19 protein-coding genes are annotated in these 21,376 nt (G+C 33.9%); all 19 read right to left on the bottom strand.

The window, feature by feature from the left end:
* Positions 1-18 precede the first annotated feature (18 nt).
* The gene (locus CUN60_RS04675; RefSeq protein ID WP_158649288.1) at positions 19-1,641 is read right to left on the bottom strand and encodes a DUF2079 domain-containing protein; all 1,623 of its coding nucleotides are present in this window, start codon (positions 1,639-1,641) and stop codon (positions 19-21) included.
* Positions 1,634-2,695: a glycosyltransferase family 9 protein gene (locus CUN60_RS04670; RefSeq protein WP_102950911.1), complete on the bottom strand. Its 1,062-nt coding sequence runs from the start codon at positions 2,693-2,695 to the stop codon at positions 1,634-1,636. Before CUN60_RS04670 ends, CUN60_RS04675 begins: the two co-directional genes overlap by 8 nt.
* A 1-nt stretch (position 2,696) precedes the next feature.
* Positions 2,697-3,443, bottom strand: coding sequence for an SDR family oxidoreductase (locus CUN60_RS04665; protein ID WP_158649287.1), 747 nt, complete (start codon positions 3,441-3,443; stop codon positions 2,697-2,699).
* A gap of 5 nt (positions 3,444-3,448) precedes the next feature.
* Positions 3,449-4,744, bottom strand: a complete 1,296-nt coding sequence (locus CUN60_RS04660; RefSeq protein WP_102950909.1) for an FAD-binding oxidoreductase — start codon at positions 4,742-4,744, stop codon at positions 3,449-3,451.
* Positions 4,741-5,607 (bottom strand): decaprenyl-phosphate phosphoribosyltransferase, encoded by an 867-nt coding sequence (locus CUN60_RS04655; RefSeq protein WP_102950908.1) that lies wholly within the window; start codon positions 5,605-5,607, stop codon positions 4,741-4,743. Before CUN60_RS04655 ends, CUN60_RS04660 begins: the two co-directional genes overlap by 4 nt.
* Positions 5,608-5,632: 25 nt before the next feature.
* Positions 5,633-6,730: a mannosyltransferase family protein gene (locus CUN60_RS04650; RefSeq protein ID WP_102950907.1), complete on the bottom strand. Its 1,098-nt coding sequence runs from the start codon at positions 6,728-6,730 to the stop codon at positions 5,633-5,635.
* Positions 6,731-7,390 carry a hypothetical protein gene (locus CUN60_RS04645; RefSeq protein WP_158649286.1) on the bottom strand — a complete coding sequence of 220 codons (660 nt, stop codon included), beginning with the start codon at positions 7,388-7,390 and terminating at the stop codon, positions 6,731-6,733.
* Between the two features lie 107 nt (positions 7,391-7,497).
* Positions 7,498-8,430, bottom strand: a complete 933-nt coding sequence (locus CUN60_RS04640; RefSeq protein WP_102950905.1) for a hypothetical protein — start codon at positions 8,428-8,430, stop codon at positions 7,498-7,500.
* Positions 8,431-9,582 (bottom strand): hypothetical protein, encoded by a 1,152-nt coding sequence (locus CUN60_RS04635; protein ID WP_102950904.1) that lies wholly within the window; start codon positions 9,580-9,582, stop codon positions 8,431-8,433.
* Positions 9,566-10,573: a glycosyltransferase family 9 protein gene (locus CUN60_RS04630; RefSeq protein WP_102950903.1), complete on the bottom strand. Its 1,008-nt coding sequence runs from the start codon at positions 10,571-10,573 to the stop codon at positions 9,566-9,568. Before CUN60_RS04630 ends, CUN60_RS04635 begins: the two co-directional genes overlap by 17 nt.
* Before the next feature lies 1 nt (position 10,574).
* Positions 10,575-11,444 (bottom strand): glycosyltransferase family protein, encoded by an 870-nt coding sequence (locus CUN60_RS04625; RefSeq protein WP_102950902.1) that lies wholly within the window; start codon positions 11,442-11,444, stop codon positions 10,575-10,577.
* Between the two features lies 1 nt (position 11,445).
* Entirely contained in the window at positions 11,446-11,970 is a 525-nt protein-coding gene (gene infC, locus CUN60_RS04620; protein ID WP_102950901.1) for a translation initiation factor IF-3, read from the bottom strand.
* Between the two features lie 94 nt (positions 11,971-12,064).
* Complete coding sequence (gene wbaP / locus CUN60_RS04615) at positions 12,065-13,477, bottom strand: undecaprenyl-phosphate galactose phosphotransferase WbaP (protein ID WP_102950900.1); 1,413 nt, start codon at positions 13,475-13,477, stop codon at positions 12,065-12,067.
* Complete coding sequence (locus CUN60_RS04610) at positions 13,474-14,613, bottom strand: glycosyltransferase family 4 protein (RefSeq protein WP_102950899.1); 1,140 nt, start codon at positions 14,611-14,613, stop codon at positions 13,474-13,476. The genes wbaP and CUN60_RS04610 overlap by 4 nt, the downstream gene beginning before the upstream one ends.
* Positions 14,591-15,712, bottom strand: a complete 1,122-nt coding sequence (locus CUN60_RS04605; protein ID WP_102950898.1) for a glycosyltransferase family 4 protein — start codon at positions 15,710-15,712, stop codon at positions 14,591-14,593. Before CUN60_RS04605 ends, CUN60_RS04610 begins: the two co-directional genes overlap by 23 nt.
* The gene (locus CUN60_RS04600; RefSeq protein ID WP_102950897.1) at positions 15,705-16,883 is read right to left on the bottom strand and encodes a glycosyltransferase family 4 protein; all 1,179 of its coding nucleotides are present in this window, start codon (positions 16,881-16,883) and stop codon (positions 15,705-15,707) included. Before CUN60_RS04600 ends, CUN60_RS04605 begins: the two co-directional genes overlap by 8 nt.
* Entirely contained in the window at positions 16,880-17,782 is a 903-nt protein-coding gene (locus CUN60_RS04595) for a glycosyltransferase (protein ID WP_102950896.1), read from the bottom strand. The genes CUN60_RS04600 and CUN60_RS04595 overlap by 4 nt, the downstream gene beginning before the upstream one ends.
* Before the next feature lie 2 nt (positions 17,783-17,784).
* Positions 17,785-19,533, bottom strand: coding sequence for a glycosyltransferase family 25 protein (locus CUN60_RS04590; protein WP_102950895.1), 1,749 nt, complete (start codon positions 19,531-19,533; stop codon positions 17,785-17,787).
* Between the two features lie 39 nt (positions 19,534-19,572).
* The gene (locus CUN60_RS04585) at positions 19,573-21,372 is read right to left on the bottom strand and encodes a glycosyltransferase WbsX family protein (RefSeq protein WP_102950894.1); all 1,800 of its coding nucleotides are present in this window, start codon (positions 21,370-21,372) and stop codon (positions 19,573-19,575) included.
* Positions 21,373-21,376: the final 4 nt, after the last annotated feature.

The raw sequence follows: 21,376 nt of genomic DNA, 5'->3' as shown, positions 1-21,376 counted from the left end.
GTTACTCGATACAAACATCTAATTTTTATTTAAACAAATATAAAACCCGTGAGCAAATTCACTACAGGATTTTTCAGAGATAAACTGATGAATACGTGCTGGTGAAAATGGATAACTATCTCCCAAATCCGTTATAGCATAAATGCAATCCCGATTAAAATAATTCATCAAATTTTCCGTTGTAGCTGAACTTGACATGGGAAAGAACTCCATATTTAGTGAAGTTACAGAAAGGTACTGATAAAGTGTTGAGCTACTACAAATACTAGCATCATGATAATTATTCACCATATATACTGCAAGCTTTTTTGCCTCATCAACATTTGAATAATCAAAAGACCAGAAACTTTGCCAGCCTGTACCCCATAATGGAAAGATTATAATACATAGTAAAAAGAACAATAAGAATATATTGTAAAAATTTCTGGAATACTTATTCATAATAACCTTTAATCGATTATTCGACAATAAGACTATTACTCCAATAAACATCATTACATTTAGATTAAGACCATAGTAGCTCTTATATGCATGCTGTAAGTCAAAATTACTAGTTGCCCACATGACTATTGTGACAATACTGGCAAGAAAAACCTCTGGAATCATTAAGGGTAGAAATAAGACGGGTAAATATAGACGCCACACCCCTGATGCAGGATTTAAAATACGCAGAAGGATTTCTTTTGGGTTTAGTAAAAGATTGTGCACAATCTCAGACTTACTTGAACCATACTCACTCCAAAACTGCAGAGTTGTTGGCATAAGCATTCCACTCTTATGAACAAAGTATGGCTGAACCCAAGCGATATTAATATAAAATACCATAACTGAAGCAAGTATAGCAACTATCGCAAACTTAAAGTCTTTACGATATAGCATTACTAGAGAAATTCCAAAAACAAAAAGGACGGCATCCTCTTTCGTACTAAGTGCAAAAATCACTATTAAGATAAAGGGCAAAAAAGTCCTCTTCGTGTAAAAGACCATCATCCAAACTAAAAATAAAGGTGTAAAAAGCTCAGGCAAAAAAGTACAATCCACTCCAGCTAATGGTGATGAAGCAAAAGAAATGGTAATAAGAAATGCATAAAAATCATTAAGTTTATACAGTTTGGCAAGGAACCAAATACCCAGAGCAGTACCCCAGATAGCTACAGCACCGATTATGAGAAGCGTTTCAGTAGTATGAAATAGCCAGTAAAAGGGCACAACTAGAAGCAATATATAATTCTGATGCGTGCCAAAATGATAGAAGCCAACAGCACCAGAGTAGCCAAAATTACCCGCCAACATAGCATTTAACATAGTCTGAAAAATAGCAATATCATCGGCTTTAAGCTGAAAGGCATAATATTTTGCAATAAATGAGTAAGTATAAGAAAAAATCAATGCTAAAAAAAATAACTTTAAGAATATCTTATTTATTGAGAAAATATCGATACTTGTATTCGGATCTGGATAAAGCTTCCAGAGAGTCCAGATTAAAGTAAAAGTAGCACCAACATACTGGAAATCACGAAAACCAAGATCCAAATGACAAAAATAGGAAATAATAGGAGGTAAAACAAATAAGAATGCCCACACTAGAACAAGTTGATTAATACCTGCCAGATTTAGACGCCTTGACAAAATACTACTCAACTTCAAGTAGCTTTATAAACTTGTTTAGAATTAATTCTGGCTTAATATTAGCAACGGTTTCTTCATCAAAAATATTAGTCAACGAGGAATTTGTGATGGGTAAGCGATATTCAGGCTCAAAATAGCCAAATAAGGCAACTCCTTTTAAACCATATGCCGAAGCAATATGCATTAATCCACCATCACAACCAAGGAAATACCCCGAAGAAGCAAGTAGTTGAGCAGTTTCTGCCAAACTAAGCATATTTACTTTATTGATTACTCGATCACCAAATACATCAATTAGTTTATCGGCATCGTTGACAGCATTAACATTGCCAGCTAGGATAATAGTCAGCTGTGGACATTTAATGAGAAGTTTATCTACTATTTCAATCCATTTATCATAAACCCTTCTTTTCTCATCTTCCCCACCAATAGCAATAATTAGCTGATTTTTTACTACTCCGCCTTTTATTCTTTTTAGCTCTGGACGTGCCATTAGATCAAGCTCTTTTTGCTCATAAGGATAGTTTAATAAAGCATTTACCCGGTGAAAGCTATAGAGTATCCAATTAAATTCAACTCCATCGAAATGCCCACGAAAATGACAATATGGTACTTTATTAAAGTATTTCTTCTTAGTTTTAAGTGAAATACTTTTTACAGAATCAAGGATGACTAAATCATAGTCGGCGGTTATTCTAACTGGATCAGTATAAACATGATTAAACCAGTCATCATCAGCAAATAATGGATAAACTTTTTCATCCAGAAGCACATCCAGCTGGTAACCTTTATCAATTAACAATTTCCGACCACTGAGTGCCATAACCGCATCACCAATATTTTTAATTGATGTAGCTATCCATAAAATTCGCCGGGTATTTTCCGGAATATTTCCACGCTCCAGAAATTTCTGCCCACTCATAATTAGGGAAAGCTCCCTACGGAATAAGCGCCAATTTTCATTAAGCATATGTCCAAAGCTTTCCATTTTTAACTGAAAGTCAGCCTTATGTGGTATTTGTGTCAGAAATTCTGGGGTATAACGTTTCTTGAATAATTTACACATATTATAATTTCATTTTTTTAAACTTATTTTCGGGGATCAGCTTGATGATTCGCATAATTATGCGCCAAAACCATGGAGTATAAATCACATTTTTCTTGGCATGGATTGCCTTTACTATATCATTTGCAACTTTTTCCGGCTTTGCCCATAATAGTCCTTTTTTAAATTCGGTAGTCATTTTGGTGTCAACAAAGCCGGGCATTATTGTCAATACATGCACATTATGCGGGTAAAGAGAATTTCTTAACCCTTGCAAATAGATATTTATCATTCCTTTTGCCGTACCATAAACATAATTACTCTGCCGTCCACGCTCACCAGCAACAGAACTAATTACTGCAATAGTTCCTTGTTGTTGTTCTTTCAATCTTTTAGCTACATTATGGCAAATTTCAATTATGCTTAAACCATTTACTTTTAGAGCACTGTTTGCATCTTGCCAGTTTTCTTCACAAGCTGACTGATTGGGTAGATTCCCATGCGCAATAAACACTAAATCTACTCGTCCAAGCTGGTCAAATGCTTGTTTAATTTTACCATTAAGAATTTCGCCAGTATCAACTAAAGCATCATAAGCGTCTGCGCTAACATTTATATCTGGATACTTAACTTTTAGGTCATTTATCTGTAATTCAAGCTGACTTTTTTCTCTGGCAAATAGATAAAAATTACAGCGCTCAAGTGCTAATTTATCAATTACACTTCTTGCTATCGTAGAGTTTGAACCAAAAACTATCACATTTTGCATATCAGTTAATTCCCATACAAACGACGCCATAAATTAGAACTAAATAGCGGATCAATATATTTTATAAACTCATTAAGCTGTGGATAACCAGCTTCAAAGACTTCTCTTGATTGTGTTGCATCTTTGGCAGCATAAATAGCCCCACCATGAGTAAGCACAATATCATCCAAAGATCTAAATAAATCAAGTGTGCTATTTCCTCTATTAGCAAAATCCAGCGCAAGTGCCAGCCCTGGACGTGGAAATGACATCATCCCCCCAGAACTAATTGAGCCAAACGTTTTTAGTACCGCCAAAAAGGAACCATTACCACTAATACTAATCCGGCGAAGAATTTCACGCATTGCATCACTAGCAGCATTAGGAATTACACATTGATATTGGTAGAAGCCCTTTCTCCCATATATTCGATTCCAGTTAAGTAGCTTGTCCAAGGGGTAAAAAAATGGATCATAATGAACTAACTGCGGAGATTTTGCTACTGGTCGATTATAATATAGTGTATTGAATGCCTTGAGGGTTAAACCATTAATTAATGATTTTGTCGGAGTAAATGGAAAAGTACGCTTATTATAATTAATTGCTGGCAGTCGCTCTAAATAACCAGCATGTTCGCCAGTATAATAAACTCCTCGCCCCAAACTCCTTCCTGATGCCAGACAATCAATCCATGCAACAGTATAGGTACTTTGCCTTTCCAACTCAGCATTTAGCTCCATATAGTGCTCTAAATTTCTGAATTTATAGGCTTTAGTTACAATAGCATGATTATTTACTGTAAGAAGATTCAATTTTACTCGTAGAATAATTCCAGTTAGCCCCATGCCACCTATTGTTGCATAGAAATAATGACTGTTTAACTCTCTGGAACACTGATAAATTAGACCATCGCTACGTAAAAGAGTAAAGCTATCTACAAAACAGCCAAAACTACCAACCTTATGGTGATTTTTACCATGAACATCGTTAGCAACTGCGCCTCCGACCGTTATATACTTGGTTCCCGGTGTAACCGGTAAAAACCAGCCACAGGGAACAATCAAATTCAAAATCTGTTCAAGTAAAACACCACTTTCTAATTCAAGTACTCCATTGGCACGATCAAAATGAATAAAATGATCCAAATGCAATGTATTTAATATGATCCCATTATCATTATAAGCTTCATCACCATATGAACGCAAATTACCTTTTGCCAGATACTGTAATTCTCTTTGCAGAAAGGAGTAATTAGCAGAAGGAAAGTCAATTTGAGCGGGCTTAGATGCTTTGATTCTACCCCAAGAATACTGCTCAATCATAACTTAGCCATTAGAAAAATTGTAATATAGGTCGTAATCCACAAGACTACAGTTATAATCAGATGTTTATCATCCAGCAAATCATTGGCAGTATCCTGCCCCTTATCGTGACTATACAACAAATAAATATAACGAAAAATGCCATAAATTACAAAAAGAATAGTATAAATAAGATACTGTTGCCCCTTACCTATAACAACAAATAAAGCATAACTGATTACCGAAGAAGTAGCTGTAATGGCGAGAAAAATATCCAGCATTTTGGGTTCATAATGCTCAAGAACACTGCGCCTCAAATTTAGTGATATATTATCCACCTCACATTGTAATAATTCCGACCTACGCTTGGCAAAACCTAAGAATAATGTTAGCATAATTACACAAAGTATTAACCACTCAGATAGTGGGATACCAATTCCAAGCGTCCCCATAAAAACCCGTAACAAAAAACCAAATGAAATAATAAATACGTCCAATATTACGATATGCTTACCAATTTTTGAGTAGTAAACATTGAGAATCAAGTAACTTGCCACAATCAATAATGCTAGCTTACTAATAAGTAAAGAACCCAATAAGGTAAAAATGGCTAAAACCAGATAAATCTTTCTGGCAGTTTTTATACTTATCACACCCGAAGCTAATGGTCGATTTCTTTTCCTAGGATGACTACGATCAGCCTCTACATCAAGGATATCATTCAAAATATATACTGAACTCGCCGCAGCACAAAAAACAATAAATCCTAATATTGCTTTTAGCAAATATCCATCAGTGAAGTGGAAGCCAAAGGCAACACCAGCAAAGCAGAACATATTCTTTACCCACTGGTATGGACGGAATAATTTTAAGTATTGTTTCATGTTAGAATTTTATAAAACTAGACAATTAAAGCACGGCGGCATCACCCACCATCCATAAGAGATAAAAACCAAAATGCAAAATAACTGTAAGGAGTAAAACAATATACCGCAGCGACTGACTACGACTAGTAATTAAGGAGATTACCAGATAAAAGGTAAACAACGATAATGAATAACGGGTATATGACCATAATGTCCCTGCGGCAATAGGTGCAGCCAGACACAAAGCAGAAAAAATAGCATACTCATACATTTTTTTATAAAACAGATAAGGAACCCAAATTAGTGATAAAATCAAAAACCACTTGGCATAAGTCTGCCCGGACATAAAGGTTGTAGTTATTGCATCTAGTGGATGATTAAGCCAATCAACAGCAAGATGTCCCCAAGCCTTCTGAATATGATAAAAGGCAAGTGGATCACCAATATGTAGATATAAATATAGCATAAAAGCAAGTAGGCCACTACTAATCAGTAAACATTGAAAAATTAATGCAAAATTACGGCGTTGACTTACAAAAAAAGCGTCATATAAATAAATAACCAGATAAATTATGCCAAAGAACCGTGTAGCTGAAAGAAAAGCACCACAGGAAGCAGCTAGCCAGAAGTTTCCTTTCTTCAAATTATAAAATGCCAAAAGTGAAAATAGCATAAATAAAGTATCGGAGTAGGCAGCAGAAACAAATATATTAAATGGGCTTATTGCAAAGATAAAAGCACCAAAAAGTGCTTGAGGGCGTGAAACATAATCAAATAGGATTAAATAGAAAATCCAGATACAAAGAAGAAAAGCGATCTGATTGACTATGATACCACTTAATTCAGGACTAAACCCAAACAAACAAAAAAACTTTGCAAAAATTGGCAATAAAGGAAAAAATGCCCAATCAGCCTGCCCTACCATCCCAACAGGACTAGTTAACGGTGTCAGCATATAACCATTTTTGATAATACTAATATACCAAACACTATCCCACTGATTAATAAGCTCAAGAAAACCTTTGCCGGGGTGTAACTTCTTGGTAATTCTCACAATTATATTATTTTCCAAAGCAAAAGCAAGGCGAGTAATAATAAAAATGGCTAAGGATTCATAAAATATTCTAGCTGAAAGTTTCATTTATTTATGCCGAAAAATAATATAAGTTCCAACCGGGAATTTACTTTGCCCGGTAAAGGTAAACTCTGAACATTGGATATAATTTGCCAATATGCCCATATTAGCAGGCTGGTTAAATCGTTCTTTATCTGCCAATAGAAATAAATTTTTTGGTGAAATATAATTCATTCTAGCTAATATAGATTGGTTCCATTCAGGACTTACATTAAAATGCCATGGAGTAACCGCAGCCCGTCCACCAGCTAGATAAATCATGGAAGGAAGTCCATAAAAGCTCAAAATATAATCACCGTTTTTAAAACCACACTTAGCAAAAGATGATTTTAATAAATTAATGTCATCGAATGCCCCACTATCAATATATATGACACCGTGACCAACATTATAAGGAATATTTTGCCTAAATAGATTATTATATCCTGCATTATAATAACTAATTCCAGCCAATAATAGCAAAAATAACATAACATTAAGACACAATATAAATCTTACAATTCTATCTATTTCATTCAAAATCGGAATTATATTTATTAAAAATGCTAGAATAATTAATGGAAATGAAAATACAGTATGATAAAAAACTGGAGTTGCAGTACCAAAAGATACTGAGTAGGCAAGTAGCAAGAGGAGGATTGTTAGCTGTATTCTTGCCTTAGCCAAAAAACCAATTAATTTACCTGAGCATTTCTCTAACTGACTATATTCATATAATATTATTAAAAAAATACAATCAATAAACGCTCTATTCAATATTGCAAGGATAGTAGTTACTTCTCCATCACCCCCCCAGCAATAAATCGAATGGCAGCAACCAAGATGATTATAGATATAAAAATCACCAACCTAACATTATTATTTTTTATAAATAAGCGATACTTAGTAGAAAGATAAAAAAGAATAAATAGAATTATTGAGTCAAGTAGAGTATTTGTAATATCCCGCAAATTATCAACAATAACATTTAAAGAATGATTTTCACCCGCTGCATATTTCATTCCAATTCTAAGAATATCAAGATAACTCATTAATGGAGCATTTACTGCAAATAAAGTGATAAAAAAAGAAGCCAGACCAAGGATGAAAAAAACATGAAATATAAAGTTTTTTCTTGTTATATATATTGCTATTAAAACCACCATAAGATTAAATGCAAAAGTTGGCAATCTTAACAATAATAACCCACCAGTCAGGTATCCCAAGGTAATGCATATAATATAAAAAACATTATTGGATAATTTTCTATTAAATAAGCAAATAACTAAAGCTGCCTGAATAACTGCAATAGTTCTAACAGGAATATTATAATCAGGATTCATGTTATGAATATAAATAAGGCTACCAGCAATTATCAACAGAGCATATAAGAGTAAAGATATTACTTTATTGCGCGAGATGCATATCATAACGTGCGCATTAATAAACCACGAAGCTGCTACGAGTAGAGCTCCACATGAAACTAGGTTTAATAAAATGGTAACTAATCTAAAATAGGCAATATTACCGTCAGATAAGGAATACATACTACTGGTAAAAAGATATGCCAGATTATAATTTATTTGAATATCTTTAGGGTATGCTGCACTTAGTAGTGAATAACCATCATCAGTAAAAACTATGCCATGGAACGCAGCATAAGCTGTAAAGAATATGCACCCAAGAATTATACCCCCACCCAATAAAGGTGATATCTTCTTAACCATTTATTTATTATCCCCAGTTCTACGCATAGTAAGGTAAACTGAAATTACCAACAACCAGAGAAATAATGCTTTTGACCCCTCAAATAAATCATCAACTGAATTTTTACCTAATACAACAATCAAAATAGATATATAGCTGCAAGCCTGATAACTATATTTTCTACAGGCAAAATATATAGTTTTTAATAAAAAGTAGAGAAATAAAAATAAACCTGGAAATCCAATAGCAAGTGCCATATCAATGAAGACATTATGTGCATGAAAAGCAATAAATGGATTAATTCTAAGAGCATCAGGATCAACTGGAAAGTTTTTCACATAAAACTCATGTAGTTGCCCAAGTCCCAAACCAACCCCATATATTGGCGAATACCATAGTTTTGGTAACCAGTATTCAAAAACTAGAAATCTTTCATGAATATGCAAATTATAGTGAAGCACTCGAGTTACCAGGAAAAATGTGGCAGCAAGTAAAAGAACACTAGCAACCATTGCCATAAAGACATAGATAAGCCTAAATCGATACAAGCTTATTGCATATACAACTAAAACTAGTATCAAAACAAACCAGAAAGCCCCATCATGATAAAATAGATTAGAGCATACCACTACAATAAACGTCAGCAGTTTAATAAATCTGGCTGATGAAAAGTATAAAACATAGACAAGGCATGAAAGGCTAACCGTTGAGAGGTAGATTCGACTACCATCTTTAGCTGCATAAATAACCAACCGGGTTAGCACATTATCAAATGGAGCATTACAAATTATCAAAACAACTAAAAGAAGAATGCTAAGCCTTACCATCCAGCCATTTAAAGTATCGACAAACCGCTTAGTATCTATACTAGACAACTCATTAAGAGCAATATAGATAAATAATGGGGAAAAAGTTGCTATTAATTGCCGGGTAGATAAAATTTTATCAACGCTAAGGAAAGTGGCTACTATGCACCAACAAAAATAAAACAGATAATATCTAAACCAACTATCTTGAAAATATCCCTTACTAAAGCTAGCTATACCAATTAAGGCAATAATATATAATAAAAAATACAATACTGAATGATTGAGCTGATCAAAAGGAATAATTACAAAAATTAGTCCTAAAATAATATAAATAAATCCCTCAATATCAATTTTGCCGCGCATCACGCAACTCCACTAATGAGCCAAGAACATCAAGGTAGCTGATATCATAAATATTTCGATTGGCTGACTGCAATGACCTTTGTAATGGTGTCCAAGCATGCCAAATCTTACTATCCTGCTGATCAAATAATACTACACATTTTAGACCAAGACCAGCAGCAATATGTACAAGTCCACCATCGACTCCGATAAAAAACTCATACCTTGCAATCTGGTTTGCCAATTCATTAATATCACTTGACATTATTAAACTAACTTCCAACTCAAATCCGAGACTAGCAATGACTTTAGTAACCCGTTCTTTATCATCTGGCATTAAAACTAAGCCTAGTTTAACACGCCATGAAGACAGTTGCTTTAATAAGGCGTAGATCATACTATCATTCATGTAGCGAGTAAACTCTTTTTTACCTGAGACATTTAGTACGATTGAATTTCTTTCCCTATTTTCTAGCAATTGCATGTCTTCAAGATAAAATTTTGCATATTGCGGATACGGATACCTTTTTGGAACTGTTATTGCGGCAAGGAAAAAATCCAAAAATTGATGTAACCTAACAACTTCGTGCTGTTGTGTATTTTCTTTATAAAAAATGAATTTACCTGTTAACCTTTTGTTAAGCATCCATAAGTTTGCTTTAAAACTGGATGTAATCAACTTACGCGCATAAATTTGTCCGCTAGTAAGTTTAGCGATATATTGATAAGCGCGGATGCAGCCATTTAATTGCAATATATAATCATAACTTCCTGATGAATTGATCTGAGAAATCACAGCTCTATAGTTCTTGGCAAGCTCTTTAGTTCCCTGCCGATGATCTAATACGTATATATTAGCTAGGAATGGATTATATTTGAATGCAGGATAGTTTTGCTGATTACACAAAACATCAATTTTGACATGATCAATTGAAGATACTAAAGACTCAATAAATGCAGATGTTACGACCGCATCGCCTAATACGTCGGTACGCGAAATTAAAATCCGCATTTTAACGAATCAGTTTAAAATGCTTTTTAGCTAAATCAATTCCACCAAACAACTTTTCAATTTTCATCATCAATCGATGCTTTTTATCCCGCTTTGAAAGCTGATAATCTGGATTTGGAGTAAATATTTGCTCGGCTTCATTTTCTAGCCACTCACTAGCAATAAGTGGATGTGAACCCACAAATTGCTTTATAGTATCAGGGTCAATATCACCATAACCCAAAAACTCTTTTGGCGTTTTTCCCCAGTAGCGCTCAACACGTTTCTGCTTTTCATTCATTTTAACCACCGAACGAATGTGCCCGTAATGATAAAGATGACAACCCACAGCGGCAGCATTTGGATAGCGACCTCGACGATTTTCATTCATAATTAGCCAAAATAAGCCATCTGGTGCCCAACTACGAACAGAGTTACGAATAATCCGTGGAGCTTTGCGATACCAACGCGGTGAATAAGCATAAGTTTGCGGCGAACCATAAAAATGATAATAGTCAAAAACTAACGCCTCGACTTCCTTATCATCTTTATATTTCTCCATTACTGAACGAATTAACCCATAATCTTTCTCATGAATTACTTCATCACCTTCAAGGTAAAATGCCCAATCGCCAGTGCAGTTAAATTGTGCTATCATCTTCTGCTGTGCATAAGTATAGCCGCGATCCTGCATATTCTCATTCCAAGTAGTCAGAATTATTTTAAGCTTCGGATCATCAATGGCTTTCACTCTTTCGTAGGTGTCATCATCGCTATTTCCCAACGCAACAACGACCTCATCACAAACTGCTAATAATGATTTCAAGCTCTCAATATAAGGATAGCCTAAAATTGTGCCATTACGCAGAAAAGTAAAGCCACTAACTTTCATATTATTTTTTCTTTTTAGGTGCAACAATCATTATTGCGTTACGCCCTTCTACCTTTGGTATAGACTCAACTACTACCACATCAAGTAGATCTTGCTGTGCACGCTCAAGATAACGTAAACCAAGCTCTTGATGTGCCATTTCCCGACCACGGAATTGAACAATAAATTTAACCTTATCACCGTCTTCAAGAAATCTTTTAGCATTTTTTAACTTAATTTCATAATCATGATCATCAGTTACCGGACGCAATTTAATTTCTTTAACATGAACTTGCTTCTGCTTTTGTTTAGCTGCATGGGCTTTTTTTTGCTCATGATACTTAAATTTGCCGAAATCCATGATTTTGCATACTGGAGGATTGGCATTTGGCGATATTTCAACTAGGTCAAGTTCAAGCTCTTCAGCCTTAGCCATTGCCTCAGCTATTGAAACTACTCCTAACTGCTCTCCGGTATCATCAATAATTAAGCGCACTTCAGATACAGTAATGGCTTCATTTATTCTTGCTTGTTTTTCAGTACTTATGGTTAGACTCCCAATATAAATTCACGTGATTATAACTCATATTATTTAGAAAATTCAGTTCTTTTTATCAATTTTTTTTGTGCAGAACACAATTTTAATACGCTCCATGTCTTAATACAAGTGTTTGAAATGTTTTTATCAGAATTACGACATCCGCCCAGAGCGTCCAATTCCTTACATACCAAGTATCAAGCCGACAACGATCAGCAAATGAAGTTTCACTCCGCCCACTGATTTGCCAAAGCCCGGTAATCCCAGGGCGAACCTGCTGATAATAAAAAAGTCCTTCGTGATAGTCCTTTATTTCTGAGGGAATAAGCGGACGTGGTCCAACCATACTCATCTGTCCTAAAAAAACATTTAGCACCTGGGGTAATTCATCCAAGCTGGTTTTGCGTAGAAATTTACCTATCTTGGTAATCCGTGGGTCATTCTTTAATTTAAAATTATTAAGAACATACTCCTGATAAATCGGATGATTCTCTGTCTGCCATTTTTTCATAATAGCCTCGGCATCAACCGACATTGTTCTAAACTTAAAACACTTAAACAGTTTACCATCCGCACCAACTCTTATTTGAGAAAAAATTGGTTTATTTTTATCCTCGATATAGATTAGAAATGAAACAAGAATCAGAATTACTGCAAATACTGGAAATACAATTATAGCCAAAATCAGGTCAAAACAGTATTTAATAAAACGATTGAATCTACTTGAGAGATTATTTTCAAGACGCATTAAAATTTGCTCATTGCCAAAAAATGGGTTTACTTCAATACCATACAAAGGCAAACCTTTTATTTCAGGAATAATAACCACTGATAAAAAATACTGTTGTAAATGATTAATCAATTTTGTATGCGCCGCCAAAGATTTATTACTCAAACATAAAACAATCTCTGAATCCTTGGGCTTGGTAAATAACTGGTGGATATCAATAATCGGTAACTCAGAATTACCAATTTTTACGCTTCTAGTCTGAAATTTCAGATCAACAAGGGCTTTTACATCATAACCAAGTAAACGCGATGGCTGAAGAAGCTTATACGCGGCAAAAGCCTCTTCATTTACACCAACAATATATACATTACGCTGCCATAATCGCAAATAAGACAAACCAAGCTTAATACTACTTCGAATGATAGGAATAGTTAAAAACAAGCTACTCCAGAAAAATATAAATAAAGTATTTGCATTCCCATGATTATTTTTGATAAATAAAATTGGTAAATTTATGAGGAACAATGTAATTAGTGCTCGATAAGTTAGTCGCAAGTCTTCCCAATTCGGCCTACGTTTAAAATATAACTGGCGATGCCACATTAGCATGATAAGCATGAGTAGATCGAGAGCTTTAAGCCATGGCCAGTGATGGAGATTAAGCTGATGATAGCTAGTACCATGATAAAAATTGGTAAACTGGGTTGCCCAGTAATAGCTTATAAAAACAGCAATTATATCTGCTGCGATTACCGAATATTTCTGAATATGAGTTTTTTTTATCATGACTTACCAGACAAAAATTCATCATACTTAGAATGGACAAAGTCTTTAAATTCTGAGCAAAAACGCGCTACTGAGAACTGCTCTGCGTTTGCTCTACAAATAGCAGGTTCAATTTCTGGCAATTCTTCAAATCTAGCTAGGGCATCAACAATGGCATTCACTGACTGCTCAGTAAAAAACACTCCACTTCTTGATGATACTGGAGCATCAATAACTGTTTCGGCACTACCACCCCGCTTATATGCAATTACTGGAGTTCCACATGCCTGCGCTTCAACTGGAATGATACCAAAATCCTCCTCAGCAGCAAAAACAAAAGCCCTAGCTTTTCGCATTAGAGAAATTAGCTCATCATCTTCCACAAAACCAAGATATTCAATATTTGTTGAAGAGTTGGCTATTTCTTTAATTTTCGAAGCATCCGGACCAGTTCCAACTATTTTCAATTTGCGCTCTGGCATCGCTTTAAAGGACTCAGCAATCAAAACTATTTTCTTATATGGTACAAATCGAGATGCAGTCAAATAATAATCTTCACGTACGCCTTCATATAAAGCAAATTTGCTAATATCTACTGGTGGATAAATTACCTGAGCTTCCCGCCGATATGTTTTCCAAATACGGCTTGCAATAAATTTTGAATTAGCAATAAAATAATCAACCCCGTTTGCCGTCCGATAATCCCATAAGCGAATTTTATGCAATAAATACCGAGTCAACCAAGACTTAACACCCCTAGTTAAATTAGCCTCTTCCAGATACTGATGCTGCATATCCCAAGCGTAACGGATTGGCGAATGACAATAACAGATATGTAATTGGTGCGGGGATGTCAAAATACCTTTGGCAACGGCATGCGAACTACTAATTACAAGATCATACGACCTTAAATCCAATTGCTCTATGGCAAGTGGCATTAGTGGTAAATAATGCCGATGTTTCGTTCTGGCAAACGGCATTTTCTGGATAAAGGACGTCTTAACGGGTTTATTCTGGATAAAATCGCGCTTATTCTCGGGAAGAAAATCTATTAAACTAAATAAATCAGCTTCCGAAAAACAGTTAATTATCCGTTCAAGAACCTTCTCTGCACCCGCATAAGTATAAAGCCAGTCATGAACTATTGCTACTTTCATTCGTTTCTTTTAGAGTAATAATTGAATCTAACATGATTTTAGCAAATTTTGCCCACTTATAGTTATAAGACTGCTGAATAACCTTTATGGCTTGGCTAGAATAGTATGCATCGCTTTGTAAATGAAGTAGATGATTTACCAAGCCATCAGCATTCTCTGGATTAAAATAGAGACCAGCTTCCCCACAAATTTCACGCATAACGGGAATATTTGAAACTATTACCGGACAGCCTAATCCCATTGCTTCTACTACAGGAATACCAAATCCTTCATATAAAGAAGGAAAGATCAACCCTAGCGCATTTTGATACAGATTCACCAGCTCACTATCTGCTACATAGCCCAAATGAATTATATTCTCCGCATCTGGAAGCCTAACACCTCCCAAGTTAGAAAAAACACCGCCAACAATAACCAGTTTAATTTCTGACAATAAGGGATTATCGGCAAATTGACGTGCAACTAGTTCAATATTTTTGCGCTTTGAATTGGAACCAATCATCAAAAAGAACTTTTTCCCCTTGAGCTGATTCCCTATTTTAAAATTGTTAACAGAGGATTTACAGGAAGATAAACTAGGTGCATTACCAAGTACTGTAATTTTATCTGGACTAACTCTTAAGAGCCTCGCAATTTCACATTGCGAAAAATGAGAAACAGTATACCATTTTTTACAGCTTAGCTTATTGCTAACCATTTGCAGCCGATACCATAGCTTAAACCACCACTTTTGACTATCAAGCTTAGTCATAAATATGGCATCATGTAATACAAGATATTTATTTGACTTAAAAATAGGTGAGGAGTTACATAAATTTATTAGCGGATTACCACGAGAATACCAAGGTAACCCAAGCTGCTCCCATAAATGTCCAGATAGCTTACCATATTTCTCTAGTTTTATATTTTGATAGCTGGCTAGATCATATCCACTATAAACAGGAGTATTTGGCAGTAAACCAATAAGCTTAATTTCGGGATAACATACTAGTAACTTATCTAACTCCTTAGTAATTTCATAAGCAAAGCGCTGGACTCCAGTAATTCGCTGAGTAAGAAAGCGCATATTGAGATAAAAAGTGAACCTTCCTTCAGTCATAAATGGTATCCAAAATAGCCAAACTGCAAAATTTCTCTTTTAAATACTGTTGTCCGTTATCTACCAAAGATCGTGCCAAGCTTGCATCTTGCAGAAGTAAAATAACAGCATTACAAAATTCATTAATCGAATCAGCAATAAGACAATGCGCACGATGAGATAGCCCTGTACCACTAGCACCTACAGTTGTAGAAACCACCGGAATACCATTAATTATGCCATCCAAAGTTTTTAATTTAACCCCTGCACCATTTTGCATAGGATTAACAAAAACTTTTGCCATCTGGTAAATTGCTGCCATATCCTCCACATTAAAATAAACATTTATGTGTTTATCTTTTTGAATAATATCTTGCAACCATTTTGTATCACTTCCAGCAGTACTGCCAGCAATTATAAATTTATAATCGCTTATAGAAGACTTAATACGCCCATGAATATTCTCTAAATACCAAATCAGAGCTTCTTTATTATATAGCGTAAAGAGATTACCGACAAATAACACTATCGGATGAGGCTTATTGCTATTTTTAAATGAAACAAACTTACTAGTATCCAGATAGGTAGGTAGGAAATATATTTTTTTTCCATAACTAGCTGAGAAAAATTTATATTCTTCAGAGGATATACATAAGACCTTTTCCGTTTTAGCTATTAGCCACTTTTCACGAAATTTAATTTTTAAATTATCATATAACCTTAATAGCTTCATCAAGAGATTTTTTTCAAGGGGGATTTTTTGCATTGAATATGCATATTCATAATTATGCATTCTATAAAAGAATCGGGCACTAGTTAAATTAACATTTTCTAAGATTGAGTCAGCATGAAACCCATGAATTAAAATATAATCATATTGTTGTTCTGGTTTAAAATCTGCTAAACAACGATAAAGCATGGAGTAATTTGGCTTATAATAGAATAAATATAGCAGGCTTAGGAACTTATTCTTTTTTATTTGCAGAAAGTGAATTTCATTTATTCCTGCATATTTTTTTAAATGTGAATCAGCAGCGGACGATTGCTTCTCATAATCGCAATACAGTAAATCAACACATATATTTAATTCCACAGAAGCAAGCTGAATTAATGAATTATAAATATCCAGCTTACCACCATGAGTTGAAGGATAACAAGCAAATGGACATACTACAAGCAACCGTTTACTCACCTTGATCCCACATACTGATTTAGCTTATGAAAGAGCTTAAAATTAAATCTAAGTAATATAATCATTATTTTCCGTTTGAGCTTCAAAGTAACTTTGAGCCTAAATAATTTCTTGTGTAGCAAGAAAAACTGCTGTGATTGTGTAGAGTCTTTATTTTGCATAATATATATATAAGCAAGATCCGCAATAAAAACCTCAAATTCACTGTTATGATTAGAATTAAACTGAACTAGTCGCTCACAAATTAATGGAAAAACCTCAATATGCAAAATATTTCCACTAGTAATTGCAGATGAATTTGTTTTTTCATAATAGTAATAACTTGAATTAATATACCCTGTCTTCTGGCTTGCCAATAATACTCTTGGGATAAGCTCTAAGTCTTCATGATAAATACCATGAAAAAAATTAAATCCGTTCTCTTGCCAAAACTGTCGTCTATATATTTTATTACAGGCAATAACATTACCAATATAACGATTACCATAATTATTTTCAGGAATAACTGAACGAATAAGCTCAAAGCCTGAATATTTCTCAATAAAGTCACAGCAAACTATATCACAGTTGTCTTTAATAGCAGCAGCGTACATTATTTGATATAAATTAAAATCCACCCAATCGTCACTATCAACAAAAGAGATGTAGTTACCACAAGCTTTAGTAACTCCAAAGTTTCTGGTAGAACTTAACCCCCCATTTGGTTTAATAAAAGATTTTACTTGTTTGGGATAATTAGAAACATATTCATCAATAATTTGTTGACTATAATCAGGACTTGAATCATTAACTACTATTATCTCAATATCTGCTAGTGTTTGGTTTACTAACGAATCAAGACACCTTCTTAAATAGTTTTCTGTGTTATATACGGGGACTATTACTGAAATTACACACATAATTATTTATTGTTAACTAACTTATAATCAGATACTTTTTGCTGCAAGGCAGTTATACTTTTGGTTATTAATTCATTATACTGTGTGTTTTGAAACCCCCATATGGTTGAATCAAGGCTTTCTTTATGACCAACGAGATATGGTAAAGTCGTAATTACTTTAATATCATAGCTTTCAATAAATTTATCTATAGTATTAGTATGGGGATCCCTCAATCTTTCATCCCAGTTTAAAATAATATCAAACACAGATTTATGATAAATATTAAATACCATACTAATGAGTTTATTGATAAAAATATACTCTATTCCATCGTGTTCATCAATCTCTAGGATTTTAGTATCCGGGTGTAAATCTGCAAGTAATCCAGAAAAAACCCCCCAATTGTCATGAGTATTTAGATATCCCAAAATTTGCTTTAATTTATCTGCAAAATCACTGTAGAACTCTACATCATCTTCACAAATAATAACATATTCAAGATTTTGCTCCTTGGCTCGCTTAATTAATGATTTAAAGCTTAAACCACAACCTACCCAGCCTAAATTATGTCGTAATCCATTATATATTTGCGCCCCATATTTATTATCTTTAATAAAATCTTTTCTCCGCGCTAAAGATTCGGGTAAACTTAAACAATAAAAGTTCTTATCAAAAATAATTTGATTACCACAATGCTGCCAGAACTCATCAAATGTAATCAAATCAACACTTAATAAATAGCGATAAAAATAGAATGTAAACTGATTTTGGAGCTTAGTTAATTTTTCTTTATTAGCAGCTATTTTTTCGTGCCTCAATTGCTCATTCTTCAGCCAAAAACCAATTTTATCAACCATTTTAGCAGCATCGCCAATCTCAACAAAATCAATAATTTCTTCAAGTTCCTGATGATACATCTGATCAACACTTTTTTCTGAAATGATCAGCCGATCTAGGGCGAGGCTTTCATAAAGCCTAGTTGTTTCAAGTAATGCACCTTCATAGTAATGAATATTAATAATAATCTTTGCTTTTAATAGTTCCTTATACAACTCTACCCCAAATACTTCTTTTACTATTTTAACAGAATAATACTGCTGAATCATTTCAAGAAAATATTGGCGGCGAGAATTATTAGGGTCGCCATAAAATACAACATCATACTCTTCTTCAACTGAGTTCGCTAAATTAAGGTAAGTGGAATAATTATTAAAATAATAAATCGGGAGATAGTATACTTTACTAAATGGTATTTTATTAGCCAATAAGAAATCCACATTTATTAATGAATAATCAAATATAGCTTTTGCTGAATTTAATAGCTCAAAATATTTATCTGTGAACCATCTTGAGTTAACTGATTGCTCCAACTGGAAAGCAATATAAAATTCAGGAAGTTCATCAAAAATTTGCGGGCAAATAACATAATGTAATTTATAACTATAGCCATTTTCAGGCTTTCTGAGAATAATATCAGCTTCTATACCAATATTACTTAAATTATGCTTTATTAAATTCGCAATATATAAACAATGTAATGTGGTAAGTATTACTACAGAACCAGAATTTTTCTGAAATAACAAGCTCTCTTCATAAATTTTTTCTTCCATGTGCAGGTAATCCAAATAACTTTGAATCCCTGAAACAATACCTTTTTCATTAATTAAATTTTTTAATTTTTCTATGCTCTGCTGTTTATTGGGAGTTTTTATAAATCGATAAATATGTGCAATATACTTTCTTATTGTATGCAACATAGCCTTAGTCATGTAATTACCTTTTCTTCTTTCAGGAAGGAGTCAAAATCGTTAGATTATTCTGGATAATAAAGATTTAATTTTGCGAAGTGGAGCTGTAAGTTTCCAGCTTAAAGAATTATGTAATTCATCAATATATTCTTGTTTAGCTTTAACTATTTGACTCTTTTCAGCTACTTGGATGTTTAATACATCTATTTCTTGTATTTTTTCCTGCAATATTTCTGTCTTATAATGCAGTATTTCAGAATTTTTTATTACAGTTAATTCAACGTAAACCAATAAACGTGAAAAGTTATTCCCATACTCTGTTACATAATAAACTAGAATTGGATCATTATGAAGAAATAAATACACGCTTCCAGAAATATTATCAGCATTATTGTAGCATGGTTTAATATCATGATACTTCCCATGCTGATCAACCAGCCGAACGTTAATGATATTAGCCTTAACTGGAAAATTAGTTAAATCAAGCCGTAAATGATCGATATTTGGAATACTGGATAAATCAAATTCATATTGTGCTTTGAGATTATCAGTAAAATAATAATGTTGACTATCTTTTAGGTTAATTGTATTATTTTGATAATAGAATAACTGCATATATGAGCCATCCGGGAATAAATCAATTTTGGATACTTTGGTTTTATTCTCTTGTTCCAAAATATTTTGTTTTACCTGAAGTAAAGCCTCTTCCGGGGTTAAATTAACCGACAACGCCTGATAAGTTGCCTCCAAATAAGCATAACCATAACGACGATCTGGCTCAAGGTATGCTCCCTCTGCCCACTCATTCCACGCATTTATAAATACAAATCTCTGTTCCTCACAGCGCTCTTCTTTGGTTTTATTACAAACCCCAGCCAACCATAATTTATATAGCTCAGGATTGGAGCCGTGATAAGTATGCCCTCGTCCAGGTTTACGAGCCTCATTATCCCATGATGGCATAACTCCTCGCATACGAGGAAAATCTATTGATTTATCCAATTCATTAACTACTATTTGTGGATAATCAAATATTGTGCCATTATAGATATCATTATACATGACTTGATCTCCAGTAATTTCTTTTTGTAGTACCTTATGCGGCGGAAACTCAAGATTATCATCAAAGCCAAATTTTCTGGCATCAATACCATCCCCAGTGAGCACTGCGGTCAAGTAAACTTCTCCAATATTTTTTTCTAAACATAGCTCGCGGAATGACTTGACAAAACTCTCAACATCAGGAAGTAGAGAAATACGATAAATAATTACTAATGGTTTATCATTTATTCGTATATAGCGCTCATCAGCCAAATAAGGTTTTAACTCATAAACTAAATCATGAACATAAGTGGACGAATATGATTGCTTTTGTAATATTTCATGATCCAACCCATCCCAACGTTTAGTCCAGTTTTCATTTGCATAACAAAGGCAAAAAGGCATATCGAGATCTTTAGACTCAAGAAATTTATTTAATGGCTTTTCAAGCAAGCGTTTACGATCATCAAATATATAAAAATGAAAGCAAAAACCATAAATGCCATATTGTTTAGCTAGATCAACTTGGCGCTCTATAACGCCATCGGTTAAAAGATTATAGTAACCTAGTTCTCCCGGCAGACGTGGTTGATAATGATTTTCAAATTGAGGAATAGCCTTGGATACATTTGTCCACTCGGTGAAACCTTTCCCCCACCAAGTATCATTTTCTATAAAAGAATGAAACTGTGGTAAATAAAAAGCAATTAACTTAACATCATTTGGTTTAAAGTTATACGGTAACCGTTTAACAAATTCTACATAATATTGATCGTCACGATTTTGTGTGACCCCTTTTAAGTATTCAAAATACTGCATAAAT

The sequence above is a fragment of the Aquella oligotrophica genome, from assembly GCF_002892535.1.
Classification (GTDB): domain Bacteria; phylum Pseudomonadota; class Gammaproteobacteria; order Burkholderiales; family UBA11063; genus Aquella; species Aquella oligotrophica.
The sequence above is the reverse complement of the archived record's forward strand: the minus strand, read 5'-3'. Positions and strand labels throughout refer to the sequence as shown.